The sequence below is a fragment of the Streptomyces sp. NPDC050439 genome, from assembly GCF_040655335.1.
In the GTDB taxonomy this organism is placed as follows: Bacteria; Actinomycetota; Actinomycetes; order Streptomycetales; family Streptomycetaceae; genus Streptomyces.
Map to the genome: position 1 here is coordinate 639,848 of NZ_JBFAJT010000001.1, position 15,147 is coordinate 654,994.

Below are 15,147 nucleotides of genomic sequence, written 5' to 3' on the forward strand. Positions count from 1 at the left end.
TCTTTATGGTCGCCTGACCTTGCCCGGCGATCCCGCAACGGAGCACAATGAGGTCCCTCCCCCGCACGGTCCGGCTCATCGCACCCCTCCTCGTGGGTGCCCTTGCCGCGGCCGTTCCCCCCACCGCGGCGGCCGACATCGCGTCCCCGAGAAACGACGGGGCGACTACGCCCACGTCCTCGCACGACGACGGCTGGACGCTGACGTCCCACCGCATCGATCCGAAGGACACCCACCACGCCTTCGTCGGCAACGGCTATCTCGGCCAGCGCGTCGCACCCAACGGCTCCGGCTACGCCGCCTCCTCGGCCAAGACCGGATGGCCGCTGTTCAGCCGCCGCTACGACGGCTCCTTCGTCTCCGGGCTGTACGCGCACAACAAGGACACCACCGAGAACCGTGAGGTCGCGGCGGCCATCCCCACCTGGAGTCCGCTCACGGTGTCCACCGGCGGGCCCGGCTCCGAGACGTTCACCTCCGCCACTCCGGCCGCCCGCATCTCGCACTACCGGCAGAGCCTCGACCTGCGCCGCGGCCTGGTGCGCACCGAGCTCACCTGGACGGCCGCCGACGGCCGGGCCACCGACCTCGTCTACGACGTCCTCGCGGACCGCGCCAACCCCCACGTCGGCGCCGTACGCCTGCGCATGACCCCGCACTGGGACGGCGAGGCCAAGGTCACCGACCGCATCGACGGACGCGGCGCCCGGCGCATGTCCGCCACCGGAAGCGGCGCCCGCCATGGCGGGACCATGGCCGTGGGGTTCCGCACGGACGGCACGAAGACCGAGGGGACGGTCGCCTCGACACTCCGCGCAGGGCACGGCGTGCGTACAGAAAATGAACAAACTTCCGCGCCCGCACGCAAGTTGAGCGCGCATCAGTCGGTCGGCATGCCGGTCCGCTCCGGCCAGACCTACGAGCTGACCAAGTACGTCGGCGTCGACACCGCGCTGACTTCCCGCTCCCCCGAGCGCGACGCCGTGACGGCCTCGCAGCGCGCCGCCGACCGGGGCTGGGACGCGCTGTTCGCCGGGCACACCGCTGCCTGGCGCAAGCTGTGGCGCAGCGACATCGAGGTGCCCGGCCGGGGCGAACTCCAGTCGTGGGTGCGGTCCGCCCAGTACGGCCTGCTCTCCAGCTCCCGCACCGGCTCGGCCAACAGCATCTCCCCCACCGGCCTGAGCAGCGACAACTACGCGGGCCTCGTCTTCTGGGACGCGGAGACCTGGATGTACCCGGCGCTGCTCGCCGCTCACCCCGACCTCGCCAAGTCCGTGGTGGAGTACCGCTACCGCACCCGGGACGCCGCCCGCGCCAACGCGCAGAAGCTCGGCCACCCCGGCCTCTTCTACCCCTGGACCAGCGCGAGCAAGGGCGACCTCAAGGCCGAGTGCCACAGCGTCGACCCGCCGCACTGCCGCACCCAGAACCACCTGCAGAGCGATGTCGCCCTGGCGGCCTGGCAGTATTACCTCGCGACCAAGGACACCCACTGGCTGCGCACCCGCGGCTGGCCGGTGATCAAGGGCATCGCCGAGTTCTGGGCCGACCGCGCCACGCGCAACGCCGACGGCAGCTACTCCATCAAGGACGTCGCGGGCCCCGACGAGTACAGCAACGGAGTCGATGACGGCGTCTTCACCAACGCCGGCGCCGCGACCACCCTGCGTACCGCCGCCCGCGCCGCGAAGCTGCTCGGCAAGGACGCCCCGGCCGGCTGGAACACCGTCGCCGACAAGCTGCGCATCCCCTACGACAAGAAGAAGCAGGTCTTCCGGCAGTACGACGGCTACAAGGGCTCGGTGATCAAGCAGGCGGACACCGTGCTCCTGATGTATCCGCTGGAGTGGCCGATGTCGAAGAAGGCCGCCACGAACACCCTCGACTACTACGCGGCCCGCACCGACCCCGACGGCCCCGCCATGACCGACTCGGTGCACGCCATCGACGCCGCCGCCATCGGCGAGCCCGGCTGCTCCGCGTACACCTACCTGACGCGCTCCATCCGTCCCTTCGTGCGCGGCCCGTTCGACCTGTTCTCGGAGGCGCGCGGCGAGAAGGCGGGGGCCTCCGACCCGCTCTCCGGCTCCCCCGCGCAGAACTTCACCACCGGCCAGGGCGGCTTCCTCCAGGTCTTCACCAACGGCCTGACCGGACAGCGGATGCGCGAGAACAGCGTGCACCTCGACCCGATGCTGCCGCCGCAGCTGTCGCAGGGCGTGAAGCTGAAGGGCCTGCACTGGCAGGGCCGTACGTACGACATCGCCATCGGCGCCCACGACACCACCGTGCGCCTGACCCACGGCGAGCCCTTCGAGATCGAGACGCCGCAGGGCAAGCAGATCGTCAGCCAGGGCGCGCCCGCGCACCTCAAGACCCGCCGCCCGGATCTGGAGCCCACCGACAACCTCGCCAGGTGCCGTAGCGCGAAGGCGAGTTCGGAGCAGCCGGGCCAGTACGCGGGCGCCGCGCTCGACGGCAGCACCGCCACCGCCTGGGTCCCCGAGACCACCCGCGCCACCCTCACCGCGGACCTCGGCAAGCCCGCCCGGTTCTCGGAGATCACCCCGCGCTGGACCGACGTGAAGCCGGTGAAGAAGACGGTGCGGACCTCGCTCGACGGGCGGCACTGGAAGACCGCCGACCCGGACGGGGGCACCGCCCGCTACGTCCGCGTGACGTTCACGTCCAAGGACGCGAAGAAGCCCGCGGGCATCCAGGAGCTGACCGTCAACCGATAGACGAAGGCGCAAGCGACGACATCGACGGCGGCGCCGGTGGGGCACGAATAACAAGTGCCCCACCGGCGCTCCCGTTGCTAGCCTCCCGTGCGTGACAGACGAGGCGTACGAGAACCCAAGGCTGGCGGCGCTCTACGACCCGCTCGAAGCGGACCGCGGCGACCTGGAGGTGTACGCCGACCTCGCGACAGAACTGAAGGCACGTCAGATCCTGGACGTGGGCTGCGGCACGGGTACGTTCGCGCTGCTCCTGGCCGACCGCGGACTGCGGGTGACCGGCGTCGAGCCGGCCGCGGCTTCCCTCGACGTCGCACGCTCCAAGCCCGGAAGCGAGCGCGTGCACTGGCTCCACGGCGACGCGACGGCGCTCCCGGAGCTGCGGGTGGACCTGGCCACCATGACGGCCAACGTCGCACAGGCGATCGTGAGCCCGGAGACGTGGGAAGGCACACTGAGCGGCATTCACGCCGCCCTGCGCCCGGACGGCGTCCTCGTCTTCGAGACCCGCGACCCGGCCCGGCGAGCATGGGAGGAGTGGAACCGCGCCGCGACCCTGCGCACGGTCACCGTCGACGGCGTCGGCGACGTCGAGACGTGGGTGGACGTCACCGACGTCAGCCTGCCGCTGGTGAGCTTCCGCCACACCTACGTCCTCACCGCGAGCGGCGAGACCCTCACCTCTGACTCCACCCTGCGCTTCCGCGACCGCGACGAGGTGACCGCCTCCCTCACCGCACACGGCTACGCGGTGGACGAGATCCGCGACGCCCCCGACCGCCCCGGCAGGGAGTTCGTCTTCGTCGCCCGCCGCCAGGAGTCCCGCTAGCGCGTCGGCGAGGGAGTCGTTCGTACGGTGCGTACGTCGATGGCGGTGAGGGCCAGAGCCAGCGGTCCCGGGACCAGAAACGCGAGCGGCAGCATCATCCACGCGCACAGCGTGGCCGCCGCGAGGGCGAGCAGGGTCAGGGCGCTGCCGCCCACGTCCCGCGCCGCGTCCCCGGCGGCTTCGCGCAGCGCGGTGCGCCAGTCGGTGAGGGACGCGGGGCGGGCGCAGGCGCGCAGGCCCACGATCACGGCCCACGCCCCGATCGCCGCCGCCGTCACGGCGAAGACGCGGGCCCCCGGAAGACCTGCCCCGGCAAGGGCCAAGTCCGCCGCGAACAGCACCACTCCGGCGAGGGCGACCGCGCCGGCGGCGAGGTCACCGGCACGGAAGCGTTCACGCAGGAGCGTCAAGTACCGCCGGGCTGTGACCGGTTGACCGTCCCCCGTCCCGCGCACGATCGCGCAGGCCGAGGAGATCGCCGCAGGAGCGGTGATCAGGGGCAGACAGGCGAGCGCCGTGACCACGCCGAGTGCCAGGACGTCCGCGAACAGGGTCATGCGCGGCCCGAAGATCTCGCCCGTCTCGCGGGCCCGCGCGCTCATCCCTTCACCCCGGAGTTGGCCATGCCCTCGACCAGGAAGCGCTGGAAGGCCAGGAAGAACAGCACGATCGGCAGGAGCGCGATCACCGACATGGCGAACATCGGGCCGAACGCCGACTGGCTGGAGGCGTCCACGAACGACCGCAGTGCCAGGGTCAGGGTGAACTTCTCCGGCGAGAAGAGATAGATCAGCTGGGTGAAGAAGTCGTTCCAGGTCCAGATGAAGGTGAAGATCGCGGTGGTGATCAGCGCGGGCCTGGTGAGCGGCAGGACGACCAGGAAGAAGCTGCGGAACGGCCCGCAGCCGTCAATCCTGGCGGCTTCCTCCAGCTCGCGTGGCAGGCCGCGCATGAACTGCACGATGAGGAAGACGAAGAAGGCCTCGGTCGCGAGGAACTTCGGCAGGATCAGCGGCCAGTAGGTGTTCACCATGCCGAGCTGGTTGAAGATGATGTACTGCGGGATCAGGACGGCGTGGTGCGGCAGCATGATCGTCGCGATCATGAAGGCGAAGAGCGGGCCCCGGAAGCGGAAACGCAGCCGGGCGAAGGCATAGGCCGCCAGGGAGCAGCTGATGACATTGCCCAGGACCGCGCCGCCCGCGATCAGCAGAGAATTGGAGAGCAGCCGCCCGACGGACACGTCGTCCACGCCGTCGAGGGCGGTCGAGTAGTTCGACCACTCCAGCTTGCTCGGCAGCAGGTTCAGGCTCGCGATCACCTCGTCGGCGGGCTTGAGCGATGTGGCCAGGAGCCAGGCCAGCGGATAGAGCATCACCAGGAGCGCGGCCAGGCATCCGGTGTGCAGGGCGACGCGGCGCCAGGGGAAAGACCGTCGGCCCGTGGTGGTGGCAGTGGTGGTGGTCATCGCTCCCCCTCGTTCGCGTAGAAGACCCAGGAGCGCGAGGTGCGGAAGAGCACCGCGGTGACCACTCCGATGGCGATCAGCAGGACCCAGGCCATGGCGGAGGCGTAGCCCATGTGCGAGGCGACGAAGCCGCGGTCGTAGAGATAGAGCGTGTAGAAGAGGGTCGAGTCGGCGGGGCCGCCCTTGCCGCCGCTGACCGCGAAGGCGGGGGTGAAGACCTGGAAGGCCTGGATGGTCTGGAGGACCAGGTTGAAGAAGAGCACCGGGGAGAGCATCGGCAGCGTGATGGAGATGAACTGCCGCTTGCGGCTCGCCCCGTCCACCGCAGCGGCTTCGTAGAGCTCGGCGGGGATCTGCTGGAGCCCCGCCAGGAAGATCACCATGGGGGCGCCGAACTGCCAGACGGTCAGGAGCGCCACGGCGAACAGCGCCCAGCCGGGCCTGTTGACCCAGCCGCCGGTGTGGATGCCGATGTCCGACAAGAGGTTGTCGACGGTGCCGCCGTCGTTGAAGACCGCCCGCCACACCAGGGCGATCGACATGGAGGCGCCGAGCAGCGAGGGGGCGTAGAAGGCCGAACGGTAGAAGGCCTTGCCGCGCTTCATCGACTTCAGGGCGAGTGCCACGGCCAGGGCGAGCGCCAGTTGCAGCGGTACGGCGATCACGACGTACATCAGGGTCGCGCCGACCGAGCGCCAGTAGCGCGGGTCCTCGGTGAACATCTGGACGTAGTTGCGCAGGCCCACCCAGCGCGGGGCGTTGAACAGGTCGTAGTCGGTGAAGGAGAGGTAGAGCGAGACGGCCATCGGCAGCAGGGTCAGGACGGCCGCGCCGAGCACCCAGGGCGAGAGGAACACCCAGGCGGCGCCCTCGCGTTCACGCTTCTTGCGCTGCTTGGCCGCGGGCTCCGGACTCTTCGCGCGGGCGGCCTTGGCGGGTATGTCGGTGGTGGTCATGACCTCAGCTCCGCCTTCGCCTCGGTGATGAAGTCCTCCGCGGCCTCGCGGGGTGACATCTGCTCGAAGGAGACCTGGTCGTAGTCACGCCCGAAGGTGGTCTGCAGGGAGGTGTCGCCCGAGGGCGGCGCCTTGGGCGGAGCCTTGAGGCTGCCGTCAACGGAGTCCTGGTAGTCGGCGACGGTCTTGTCGAAGTCCTTGAGCTCGGGGCCGATGTCCTCGCGGATCGGCTCGTTGACCGGGATGCCGCGGGAGGCGCCCAGGATGTCCGCCGCCTTCTCGTCGTTGATCATGAAGTCGATGAACTCGGCGGCTTCACGGGGGTGTTCGGTGGTGGCCGCCGCGCCCATGAACATCGAGGGCTTGAAGTACTGGCCGGGTGTGCCGTCGCCGCCCGACGGCATCGGGGCCAGCGTCAGCCCCTCACCGACGATGGGCGTGTAACCGCTGGCGGGCGCGTCCCAGTTGAAGTCGGAGATCGCCTTGCCGCGGGCCAGCGGCTGGTTCTCCACCGTCCCGTCGAGCTGGGTGGTCTGCTGGGCGGGCGACACCGCGCCCTCGCGCCGCAGTTTGTCGGCGAAGGTCCACCAGCGGGTCAGATCGTCGGCCGTGAAGCCGAGCCCGCGGTCCTTCGTGTAGAGGGTCTTGCCCTGGCCGCGCAGCCACACCTCGAAGCAGTCCTCGCTCTGGCCGGGGTCGACGGAGCCCGGCTTGCCGGTCCTCTTCGCCAACTCCCGCATGGCGTCGGCCCATTCGCCCCAGGTCCAGCCCTTGCGCGGGAGGGCCACCCCGGCCGCCTTCCACTGCTTGGCGTCGTACACGACGGTCTCGGTGCCGCGGCCCTGCGGGATGGCGTACTGGGCACCGTCCACGACCCCGGTGGCCAGGAGACCTTGGTCGATCTCGTCGGTGCGCAGGGCCTTCTTCTGCCGGCCGAGGTCGAGCAGGATGCCGCCGGTCGCGTACTGGTCGATCTGCCGGTAGTCGAGCTGCATCACGTCGGGGGCGTCGCCGCCCGCGGCCTGGGTGGCGAGCTTCTGCTTGTACGCCTCGTAGCCGGCGAAGGAGGTCTGCACCGTGATCCCGGGGTGCTCCTTCTCGAACAGCGCGACGGCTTCCTGGGTGCGGGCCGCCCGGTCGGGGTTGCCCCACCAGGTGTAGCGCAGAACGGTCCTGCCGCCGCCGCTCGCTTCGTCCGAGCCGCCGCAGCCGGTGAGCAGCGCGCTGAGCGTGAGCGCCGCGACCGTCGCGCAGGACCACTTTGTCCTGTTTCCGGGCATGCCGATGACACCTCTCCTCTCGGGTTGTCGACGCGTGCTTCTTCGGCTGAGGGCGGCTACTCGCCGTGGTACGGCAGCGTGGTCCCCGGCAGCTCGTACTCGTCCCGGCGCCCGCACATGCCGTAGCCGCCGATGCGCGAAGGACGGCTGTCATACGAGTTCGAGCCGGCGAGGTAGTCGGGGCTGCCGGATGCGAGGGCGTCGAGCTGGGCGCCCGTGCGTTCGGCGGTGGCAAGCGCACCGGCCCGCCACAGCTCGCGCCAGGTGGAGACCTTGTCCCGCACGAGCCGGGCCGCGGTCTGCTGGAACTCCAGGTAGGGGCCGTTGTCCCCGGCTTCGAGCGCGTCGCGCAGCGGCAGGTACCCCTCGACGGCCAGGTCACGGCGTTTGCGGGCGGCGGCTTCCGCCTCCGGTCCGGTCTTCGCGTGGAGCCGTGCCGCGGCGGCGTACCGCTCCGGGTCGGCGAGCACGTCGGGCGGGAAGGTGAAGACGGCGTCCCCGGCCTCGGGCAGGCCGCTGTTCTGCATCAGGACCGTGATCCGCAGATCGCCGCCCTGCACCATGCGGTGCACGGTTCCGGGCGTGAACCACGCGACGGATCCCGCCTCCAGGGGGACCTCCCGGTAGCCCGCGGGGCTGAGGGTCTGGACGGCGCCGCGGCCGCCGGTGACGACGTACGCCTCCGTGCAGACCAGATGCAGATGCGGGCTGCCGCCGCAGACGCCGTCGGCGGCCTCCCAGTCGTAGGCGCTCAGATGGGAGAGGCCGACGGCTCCGGGCAGGGGGTGCGGCAGGCTCACCATGTCAGTCCCTTCAGGTGCGTGGCGACGCGGTCGCGGTCCCAGGCTCCGTCGGCGACCACGACGCGGTAGCGGTAGGTGAAGGACGCGCCGGGTGCCAGCGCGAACTCGTCGAAGAACGCCCAGGAGAAGGCGACGGTGGGGATGGGTTCGGAGCGTACGAACCAGTGCGATGCGTTGATCGCGCTGCCGTCGAGGTTCTCGGGAGCGTGCGCGAAGACGAGCGTGGAGTGCGCGTCGACGTCGTCGTGCTCGGCGGTGAAGGCGAGCCAAGGCCCTTGGGTGCCCATGAGACCGGCCGCGTCCTTCTCGTCGTCGGGGCCGAAGGCGGTGCCGCCGGTGAAGTCGCGCGGACCCCGCCACTGGAGGCCCGTGTATCCGGCCATGTCGCGGCCCGCGGTGGTCGGCGAGCCGAAGCGCAGGGGTTCGTCACGGATGTTGGTCAGGCGGATCGACCAGTCGACGGCCCAGGACCCCGCGTCCTCGTCGACGGAGTGGACGGTGATGTCGCGCTCCTCCCTGGCCCATTCCTGGCCGCCGTTCTCGATCCAGGTGAGCTCCTCGGTGAGGTGGAGGCGGTCCTCCTCGACGTCGAGGGCGGAGAAGCCGTCGTGGCGCATCGACCCGACGCGCTCCGGCAGGCGCAGATAGCCCTCGCCGTGGACATAGCTGTTGCCGCCCCAGAAGTTCTGCCCCGACAGATGGCTCGCGGTCATCTGGAGACCCTTGTGCCAGCGGTGGTCGTTCGGGCGGTACCCGGAGACCTGGTGTCCGGCCAGGGTGCGCAGGGGGTGGATGTAGGGCTTGCGGGCCTCGAAGGCGTCCGGGTCCGGTGCGTAGACGTAGCTGAGCAGCTCGATACCGCCGGAGGTGACCGTGATGCGCTCGCCGTGCGTGTGGGTGACCTGAATCGTCATCGCGTGGGGCTCCAGTCGGGGTGGCTGCCGTGCATGGCCGGGTAGTACGGGTCGCCGGAGGCGATCTCGCCCGCGAGCACCGGCCGTCCGGTGAACGCGGACTTGTAGAGCGCGGCGGCGAATTCGAGGGTGCGCCGGGCGTCCGCCCCACTGCCCGGTGGCCGTACGCCCTGTTCGTAGGCGTCGAGGAGCGCGCCGAGCTGGGCGGCGTGCGAGCTGGGCACGTCGGCGGCGGGGGTGCGCCAGGCGTCGGCGCGTCCGGCGTCCACGTGCGGGGCCGGCGTGTAGACCCAGTCGTCGTTGGAGTGCCCGTAGAGATGGGTGAGTTCGACCGTCGCGTCGGCGCAGTCGACGCGGATACGGCTGACCTCGTCCGGGGACAGGACGCTGTTGACGACGGTGGCGAGCGCGCCGTTCTCGAACCGCACCAGGGCGGTCGACACGTCCTCGCTCTCGGTGTCGTGCACGAGGCGGGCCGCCATGGCACGCACCTCGGTCCAGTCGCCGAGCAGGTGCAGGAGCAGGTCGAACTGATGGATGCCGTGTCCCATCGTGGGGCCGCCTCCCTCGCTCTCCCAACGGCCGCGCCACGGCACCGCGTAGTAGGCGCTGTCGCGGTGCCAGGTGGTCTGGCAGTGCGCGACCCGGGGCGTGCCGAGCTCACCGCTCGCGATGAGCTCGCGGGCGTGGACGGCCCCCGAGCCGTAGCGGTGCTGGAAGACCACCGAGGCGTACGCCCCCGATGCCTCCTCGGCGGCGGCGATCTCGTCGTACTCGGCAAGGGAGAGGCACAGCGGCTTCTCGCACAGCACCCACGCGCCCGCCTTCAGCGCGGCCACGGTCTGCGCACGGTGCAGTGACGGCGGGGTGCCGATCAGGACCAGGTCGGGGCGGACCGCGTCCAGCATCGCGTCGAAGTCCGTGTAGCCCTCGACGTCCATGTCCAGCGCCGCGGCCTCCGCGCGGAACGCGGCGAGCCGTGCCGGGTCCACGTCGACGGCGGCTCTGAGCTCGATCCGGTCGGAGTGGGCTTGCAGGGCGGGCAGATGACTTCCGGTGACGATGCCGCCGGTGCCGACGACGGCGGCCCGTGGACGCGTGGGGGTGGAGGACATACGGTCTCCTCGAACGAGCTTAGAAAGCGCTTGCACCGGGACCGACCCTAGGCACCGCGTGAATGTCAGGACAAGACCTCGGAGCCGAAAACTGAAACGACTCAATATGTGGACGCACCTGTCCGGCGCGGCAGCTCGCGGCCGTCGCCGCGCGTTCACCGCCTCCTCACGACGCCCCCACCGGACCCCCCACATCTCAGCCCCTCGAAGGGAGTCACGCATGCCCATCGACGCCGCGCGCCGTCGCCGCTGCGCCGTGGTGGGACTCGGCGCCCGCGCCCAGCTCTTCACCGAGGCGCTCGCCGGCCCCTACGCGGACCGGATCGAACTGGCCGGTTTCTGCGATGTCAACGCGCACCGCATGGCCGTTCACAACGCCTGGATCGCAGCCGCCCACCCCGGTCGCCCGCCCGTACCGACATACTCGGCGGACGACTTCGAGAAAATGCTGCGCCGTGAGCGCGTCGACCTGGTCGTGGTCTGCACCGTCGACCGCCTCCACGACCACTACATCGTGCGAGCCCTCGAAGCGGGCTGCGACGTGGTCACCGAGAAGCCGATGACCACGACCGCCGAGAGCGCCCGACGCATCCTCGACGCACAGCTCCGCACGGGCCGCAGGGTCCGGGTCGCCTTCAACTACCGCTACAACCCGGTGCATTCGGCCGTACGCGAGCTGTTGGCGGGCGGTGCGATCGGCGAGATCGGGTCGGTGCACTTCGAGTGGCTGCTCGACCTGCGGCACGGCGCGGACTACTTCCGCCGCTGGCACCGCGACAAGGCGAACTCGGGCGGCCTGATGGTGCACAAGGCCACCCACCACTTCGACCTGGTCAACTGGTGGCTGGGCGCTCGGCCCGAGACCGTCTACGCGCAGGGCGGGCTCTTCTTCTACGGCGCCGAGGCGGGCAAGCGGCGCGGCCTGGCCCGCGACTACACCCGCGCCCACGGCTCCCCCGCAGCAGACAGTGACCCCTTCGCCGTCCGTCTGGCCGACTCGTCCGTGCTCAGCGCCCTGTACCTCGACGCGGAGGGCGAGGACGGCTACCACCGCGACCAGAACGTGTTCGGACCCGGGGTGAGCATCGAGGACGACATGGCGGTCCTGGTGCGCTACTCCTCCGGCGCGACCCTCACGTACCACCTGACCGCGTACGCGCCCTGGGAGGGCTACCGGATCGCGTTCAACGGCAGCGAGGGACGCGTCGAACTCCTCGTGGAGGAGTCGACCTGGACGCGCCCCGACGTACGGACGGAGGGCGCGAGCCCTGTGCTGCACGGAACGGCGGTCGGGGACGAGGCAGGGCGTACGCAACTCCTGCTGCGCCGCTTCTGGGAGGAGCCCCGGGAGGTGCGGGTGCCCACGGGCGAGGGCGGGCACGGCGGCGGCGACGTGCGCATGCTGGCCGATCTCTTCGGCGAGCAGCTGGACGGTGATGCGGACCCCCTGGGCCGCGCGGCGGACGCCGTCGACGGAGCCCGCTCGCTGGCCACGGGCCTGGCCGCGAACCAGTCCTTCGTCACGGGGCTTCCGGTCGACGCCCGGAACATCATGGAGAGCTGAGACGGCGTACGGGCCGGTCCGCGAGGACCGGCCCGTACGCCACCGTCAGAGAACTCAGACCAGATCGAACCGGTCGAGGTCCATGACCTTGCTCCACGCCGCGACGAAGTCCTTCACGAACTTCTCCTTGGCGTCGTCGCTCGCGTAGACCTCGGCGAGCGCACGCAGCTCGGAGTTCGAGCCGAAGACGAGGTCGGCGCGGGTGCCGGTCCACTTGACCGCGCCGCCGGCGTCACGGCCCTCGAACGCGTCCTGCGCCTCGGACGTCGACTTCCAGGTCGTGCCCATGTCGAGCAGGTTGACGAAGAAGTCGTTCGACAGGGTGCCCGGCTTGTCCGTGAACACGCCGTGCTTCGAACCGGCGTGGTTGGCGCCGAGGACGCGCAGACCGCCGACGAGGACCGTCAGCTCGGGCGCGCTCAGGGTCAGCAGGTTCGCCTTGTCGAGCAGCAGGAACTCGGCCGGCAGGCGGTTGCCCTTGCCGACGAAGTTGCGGAAGCCGTCGTGGGTCGGCTCCAGCGCGGCGAACGACTCGACGTCCGTCTGCTCCTGCGCGGCGTCGACACGGCCCGGCGTGAACGGCACCTCGACCTGGACACCCGCGTCCTTGGCCGCCTTCTCGACCGCCACGGAGCCGCCGAGAACGACCAGGTCGGCCAGCGAGACCTTCTTGCCACCGGAGTTGAAGGACGACTGGATGCTCTCGAGCGTACGCAGCACCTGCGCGAGGCTGTCCGGGTTGTTCACCTCCCAGCTGCGCTGCGGCTCCAGACGGATACGACCGCCGTTGGCGCCACCGCGCTTGTCGCTGCCCCGGAAGGAGGACGCCGCGGCCCAGGCCGCGGAGACAAGCTGCTCGGTGGTGAGATCCGAGGCGAGGATCTTCTCCTTGAGCGACGCGATGTCCGAGGCGTCGACCGGCTCGCCCTCGGCCGCCGGCAGCGGGTCCTGCCACAGCAGCACCTCTTCGGGCACCTCCGGGCCGAGGTAGCGCACGACCGGGCCCATGTCACGGTGCGTCAGCTTGTACCAGGCACGGGCGAACGCGTCCGCGAACTGGTCCGGGTTCTCGTAGAAACGCCGCGAGATCTGCTCGTAGACCGGGTCGAAGCGCAGCGACAGGTCGGTGGTGAGCATCTGCGGGCGGTGCTTCTTCGACTCGTCGAAGGCGTCGGGGATGATCGACTCGGCGTTCGTCGCCACCCACTGGTGGGCACCCGCCGGGCTCTGGGTGAGCTCGTAGTCGTACTCGAAGAGGTGCTTGAAGAAGTCGTGGCCCCACTTCGTGGGCGTGGTCGTCCAGATGACCTCGAGGCCGCTGGTGGTCGCGTCCTTGCCCACGCCGGTGCCGTGGGAGTTCTTCCAGCCGAAGCCCTGCTGCTCCATGGACGCGGCCTCGGGGTCGTCGCCGACGGCCTCGCTCGGTCCCGCGCCGTGGGTCTTGCCGAAGGTGTGGCCGCCCGCGATGAGCGCGACGGTCTCCTCGTCGTTCATCGCCATGCGGCGGAACGTCTCACGGATGTCGCGGGCCGCGGCGACCGGGTCCGGGTTGCCGTTGGGGCCCTCGGGGTTGACGTAGATGAGACCCATCTGGACCGCGCCGAGCGGGTTCTCCAGCTCGCGGTCGCCGGTGTAGCGCTCGTCGTCGAGCCAGGTGGTCTCGGGGCCCCAGTACACGTCCTCGTCGGGCTCCCAGACGTCGGCGCGGCCACCGGCGAAGCCGAAGGTCTTGAGGCCCATCGTCTCCAGGGCCACGTTGCCGGTGAGGACCATGAGGTCGGCCCAGGAGAGGTTCTGGCCGTACTTTTTCTTCACCGGCCAAAGGAGCCGGCGGGCCTTGTCGAGGCTGACGTTGTCCGGCCAGCTGTTGAGCGGGGCGAAGCGCTGCTGCCCGGCGCCCGCGCCGCCGCGGCCGTCGCTGATGCGGTAGGTGCCGGCGCTGTGCCAGGCCATGCGGATCATCAGCGGGCCGTAGTTGCCGAAGTCCGCGGGCCACCAGTCCTGCGAGGTGGTGAGGACCTCGGCGATGTCGCGTTTCACGGCCGGCAGGTCGAGGCTCTTGAACGCCTCGGCGTAGTCGAACTCCTCACCCAGCGGGTTGGCCACCGCGGGGTTCTTCGCGAGGATCTTCAGGTTGAGCCGCTCCGGCCACCACTGGCGGTTTCCACCGCCCTGGGTCGGGTGCGGCGCGCGACCGTGCGCGACCGGGCAACCGCCGGTCTCTTCCGGCTTCGGGTCGGTGACGATCGCGTCATGGTTCTCAGTCATGGGAATCCTTCCGGACGGGGCGGATCACGGTGCTCTGGAACTGCGAACGGCGGAACAGTTGGGGGCGCCCAGAGGTGACATGGGCCTCGGCGGCCGAAAGGGCCCGCCGGGTTGAGATTCCGCGAGCGGGGTACCGGATGCCGGGCCGAGCGGACCCGCTTCCTGAAGTCACGTGCTGTTCCCTGCTGTTGCCCTGTCCCTTGGCCGTCGGCCGGAACTGATCCTACGATGGACCAAGTCCAAGTCAATACGACAGACGGGTCCGTACGAATTCAGTCGTCAGACACAGCACAGTTAGGCTGGTAAGCATGAGCGATCTTCTGGGACGGCTTCGCGGACGTGGCTGGCGGATGACCGCGCAGCGTCGGGTGGTGGCCGAGGTACTCGACGGTGAACACGTCCACCTGACCGCGGACGAGGTCCTCGCGCGCGCCACGGACCGACTGCCGGAGATCTCCCGTGCCACGGTCTACAACACCCTCGGCGAGCTGGTCAGCCTCGGCGAGGTCATCGAGGTGTCCACCGGCCGCGCGAAGCGGTACGACCCCAACGCCCACCAGCCCCACCAGCACTTGGTGTGCTCGGGCTGCGGCGCCATCCGCGACGTCCACCCCGGCGGCGACCCGCTGGCCGCCCTGCCGGCCTCCGAGCGGTACGGCTTCACCGTGTCCGCGGCCGAGGTGACGTACCGGGGAATGTGCCCGGACTGCGCCCGCGGCTGACCGGGGATTCGTCCCAAGGTCCGCCCACACTCCCGTCACAGGAGGCAGCGCCATGACCGATCCCCACACCACCATCCCCCGGTTCCACCTGGCCATGCCGGTCGACGACCTCGCCGCGGCGCGTCTCTTCTACGGCGAGGTGCTCGGCCTGGAGGAGGGCCGCAGCGCGGACACCTGGGTGGACTGGAATCTGCACGGCCACCAGTTCGTCACGCATCTCGCGCCGAAGGGCGCCCAGCGCGTGCACAACCCGGTCGACGGCCATGACGTCCCGGTGCCGCACTTCGGACTGATCCTGCCGGTCCCCGAGTTCCAGAAGCTGGCCGAGCGCCTTCGCACGGCAGGCATCGAGTTCGTCATCGAACCGTACGTACGTTTCGAGGGCGAGAAGGGGGAGCAGCGGACGATGTTCCTGCTCGACCCGGCCGGCAACGCCCTGGAGTTCAAGGCCTTCGCCGACGACTCCCAGGTGTTCGCCGTCTGATCC

General features: G+C 70.3%; 13 protein-coding genes. 5 read left to right on the forward strand and 8 right to left on the reverse strand.

The features are described 5' to 3' along the window. The first annotated feature begins 47 nt into the window (after positions 1-47). Both AB0I66_RS02995 and AB0I66_RS03000 read left to right on the forward strand, forming a co-directional pair. Positions 48-2,744, forward strand: a complete 2,697-nt coding sequence (locus AB0I66_RS02995) for a discoidin domain-containing protein (protein ID WP_363205903.1) — start codon at positions 48-50, stop codon at positions 2,742-2,744. A gap of 91 nt (positions 2,745-2,835) precedes the next feature. Further along, positions 2,836-3,570, forward strand: a complete 735-nt coding sequence (locus AB0I66_RS03000; RefSeq protein ID WP_363205904.1) for a class I SAM-dependent methyltransferase — start codon at positions 2,836-2,838, stop codon at positions 3,568-3,570. On the opposite strand, the gene AB0I66_RS03005 is transcribed toward AB0I66_RS03000, so the two are convergent. From AB0I66_RS03005 to AB0I66_RS03035, 7 genes are read right to left on the reverse strand one after another with little or no spacing between them, the layout of a single operon-like run. Next, complete coding sequence (locus AB0I66_RS03005; protein WP_363205905.1) at positions 3,567-4,172, reverse strand: hypothetical protein; 606 nt, start codon at positions 4,170-4,172, stop codon at positions 3,567-3,569. The genes AB0I66_RS03000 and AB0I66_RS03005 overlap by 4 nt on opposite strands. Continuing rightward, positions 4,169-5,038, reverse strand: coding sequence for a carbohydrate ABC transporter permease (locus tag AB0I66_RS03010; RefSeq protein ID WP_363205906.1), 870 nt, complete (start codon positions 5,036-5,038; stop codon positions 4,169-4,171). The genes AB0I66_RS03005 and AB0I66_RS03010 overlap by 4 nt, the downstream gene beginning before the upstream one ends. Further along, positions 5,035-5,994, reverse strand: coding sequence for a sugar ABC transporter permease (locus tag AB0I66_RS03015; RefSeq protein ID WP_363205907.1), 960 nt, complete (start codon positions 5,992-5,994; stop codon positions 5,035-5,037). The genes AB0I66_RS03010 and AB0I66_RS03015 overlap by 4 nt, the downstream gene beginning before the upstream one ends. Continuing rightward, complete coding sequence (locus AB0I66_RS03020) at positions 5,991-7,274, reverse strand: ABC transporter substrate-binding protein (protein WP_363205908.1); 1,284 nt, start codon at positions 7,272-7,274, stop codon at positions 5,991-5,993. Before AB0I66_RS03020 ends, AB0I66_RS03015 begins: the two co-directional genes overlap by 4 nt. A gap of 56 nt (positions 7,275-7,330) precedes the next feature. Continuing rightward, the gene (locus tag AB0I66_RS03025) at positions 7,331-8,077 is read right to left on the reverse strand and encodes a cupin (RefSeq protein WP_363205909.1); all 747 of its coding nucleotides are present in this window, start codon (positions 8,075-8,077) and stop codon (positions 7,331-7,333) included. Further along, positions 8,071-8,991 carry a PmoA family protein gene (locus AB0I66_RS03030; RefSeq protein ID WP_363205910.1) on the reverse strand — a complete coding sequence of 307 codons (921 nt, stop codon included), beginning with the start codon at positions 8,989-8,991 and terminating at the stop codon, positions 8,071-8,073. Before AB0I66_RS03030 ends, AB0I66_RS03025 begins: the two co-directional genes overlap by 7 nt. Beyond that, the gene (locus tag AB0I66_RS03035; protein WP_363205911.1) at positions 8,988-10,106 is read right to left on the reverse strand and encodes a Gfo/Idh/MocA family oxidoreductase; all 1,119 of its coding nucleotides are present in this window, start codon (positions 10,104-10,106) and stop codon (positions 8,988-8,990) included. The genes AB0I66_RS03030 and AB0I66_RS03035 overlap by 4 nt, the downstream gene beginning before the upstream one ends. 220 nt (positions 10,107-10,326) lie before the next feature. Here AB0I66_RS03035 and AB0I66_RS03040 point away from each other — a divergent pair, with 220 nt between their 5' ends. Beyond that, positions 10,327-11,670, forward strand: coding sequence for a Gfo/Idh/MocA family oxidoreductase (locus AB0I66_RS03040; protein WP_363205912.1), 1,344 nt, complete (start codon positions 10,327-10,329; stop codon positions 11,668-11,670). Between the two features lie 54 nt (positions 11,671-11,724). Here AB0I66_RS03040 and katG read toward each other — a convergent pair whose 3' ends face one another. Next, positions 11,725-13,938, reverse strand: a complete 2,214-nt coding sequence (gene katG / locus AB0I66_RS03045; protein WP_363205913.1) for a catalase/peroxidase HPI — start codon at positions 13,936-13,938, stop codon at positions 11,725-11,727. A gap of 308 nt (positions 13,939-14,246) precedes the next feature. On the opposite strand from katG, the gene AB0I66_RS03050 reads away from it, so the two are divergent. Both AB0I66_RS03050 and AB0I66_RS03055 read left to right on the forward strand, forming a co-directional pair. After that, positions 14,247-14,660 (forward strand): Fur family transcriptional regulator, encoded by a 414-nt coding sequence (locus tag AB0I66_RS03050; RefSeq protein WP_363205914.1) that lies wholly within the window; start codon positions 14,247-14,249, stop codon positions 14,658-14,660. A 52-nt stretch (positions 14,661-14,712) separates the two neighbouring features. Next, positions 14,713-15,144, forward strand: coding sequence for a VOC family protein (locus AB0I66_RS03055; RefSeq protein ID WP_363205915.1), 432 nt, complete (start codon positions 14,713-14,715; stop codon positions 15,142-15,144). The last annotated feature ends 3 nt before the right edge of the window (positions 15,145-15,147 follow it).

Coding starts and splice junctions, on each gene's coding strand:
- AB0I66_RS03035 (WP_363205911.1), bottom strand. CDS start 10,106: ATGTCCTCCACCCCCACGCGTCCACGGGCCGCCGTCGTCGGCACCGGC.
- AB0I66_RS03040 (WP_363205912.1), top strand. CDS start 10,327: ATGCCCATCGACGCCGCGCGCCGTCGCCGCTGCGCCGTGGTGGGACTC.
- katG (WP_363205913.1), bottom strand. CDS start 13,938: ATGACTGAGAACCATGACGCGATCGTCACCGACCCGAAGCCGGAAGAG.
- AB0I66_RS03010 (WP_363205906.1), bottom strand. CDS start 5,038: ATGACCACCACCACTGCCACCACCACGGGCCGACGGTCTTTCCCCTGG.
- AB0I66_RS03025 (WP_363205909.1), bottom strand. CDS start 8,077: ATGGTGAGCCTGCCGCACCCCCTGCCCGGAGCCGTCGGCCTCTCCCAT.
- AB0I66_RS02995 (WP_363205903.1), top strand. CDS start 48: ATGAGGTCCCTCCCCCGCACGGTCCGGCTCATCGCACCCCTCCTCGTG.
- AB0I66_RS03055 (WP_363205915.1), top strand. CDS start 14,713: ATGACCGATCCCCACACCACCATCCCCCGGTTCCACCTGGCCATGCCG.
- AB0I66_RS03020 (WP_363205908.1), bottom strand. CDS start 7,274: ATGCCCGGAAACAGGACAAAGTGGTCCTGCGCGACGGTCGCGGCGCTC.
- AB0I66_RS03005 (WP_363205905.1), bottom strand. CDS start 4,172: ATGAGCGCGCGGGCCCGCGAGACGGGCGAGATCTTCGGGCCGCGCATG.
- AB0I66_RS03015 (WP_363205907.1), bottom strand. CDS start 5,994: ATGACCACCACCGACATACCCGCCAAGGCCGCCCGCGCGAAGAGTCCG.
- AB0I66_RS03030 (WP_363205910.1), bottom strand. CDS start 8,991: ATGACGATTCAGGTCACCCACACGCACGGCGAGCGCATCACGGTCACC.
- AB0I66_RS03050 (WP_363205914.1), top strand. CDS start 14,247: ATGAGCGATCTTCTGGGACGGCTTCGCGGACGTGGCTGGCGGATGACC.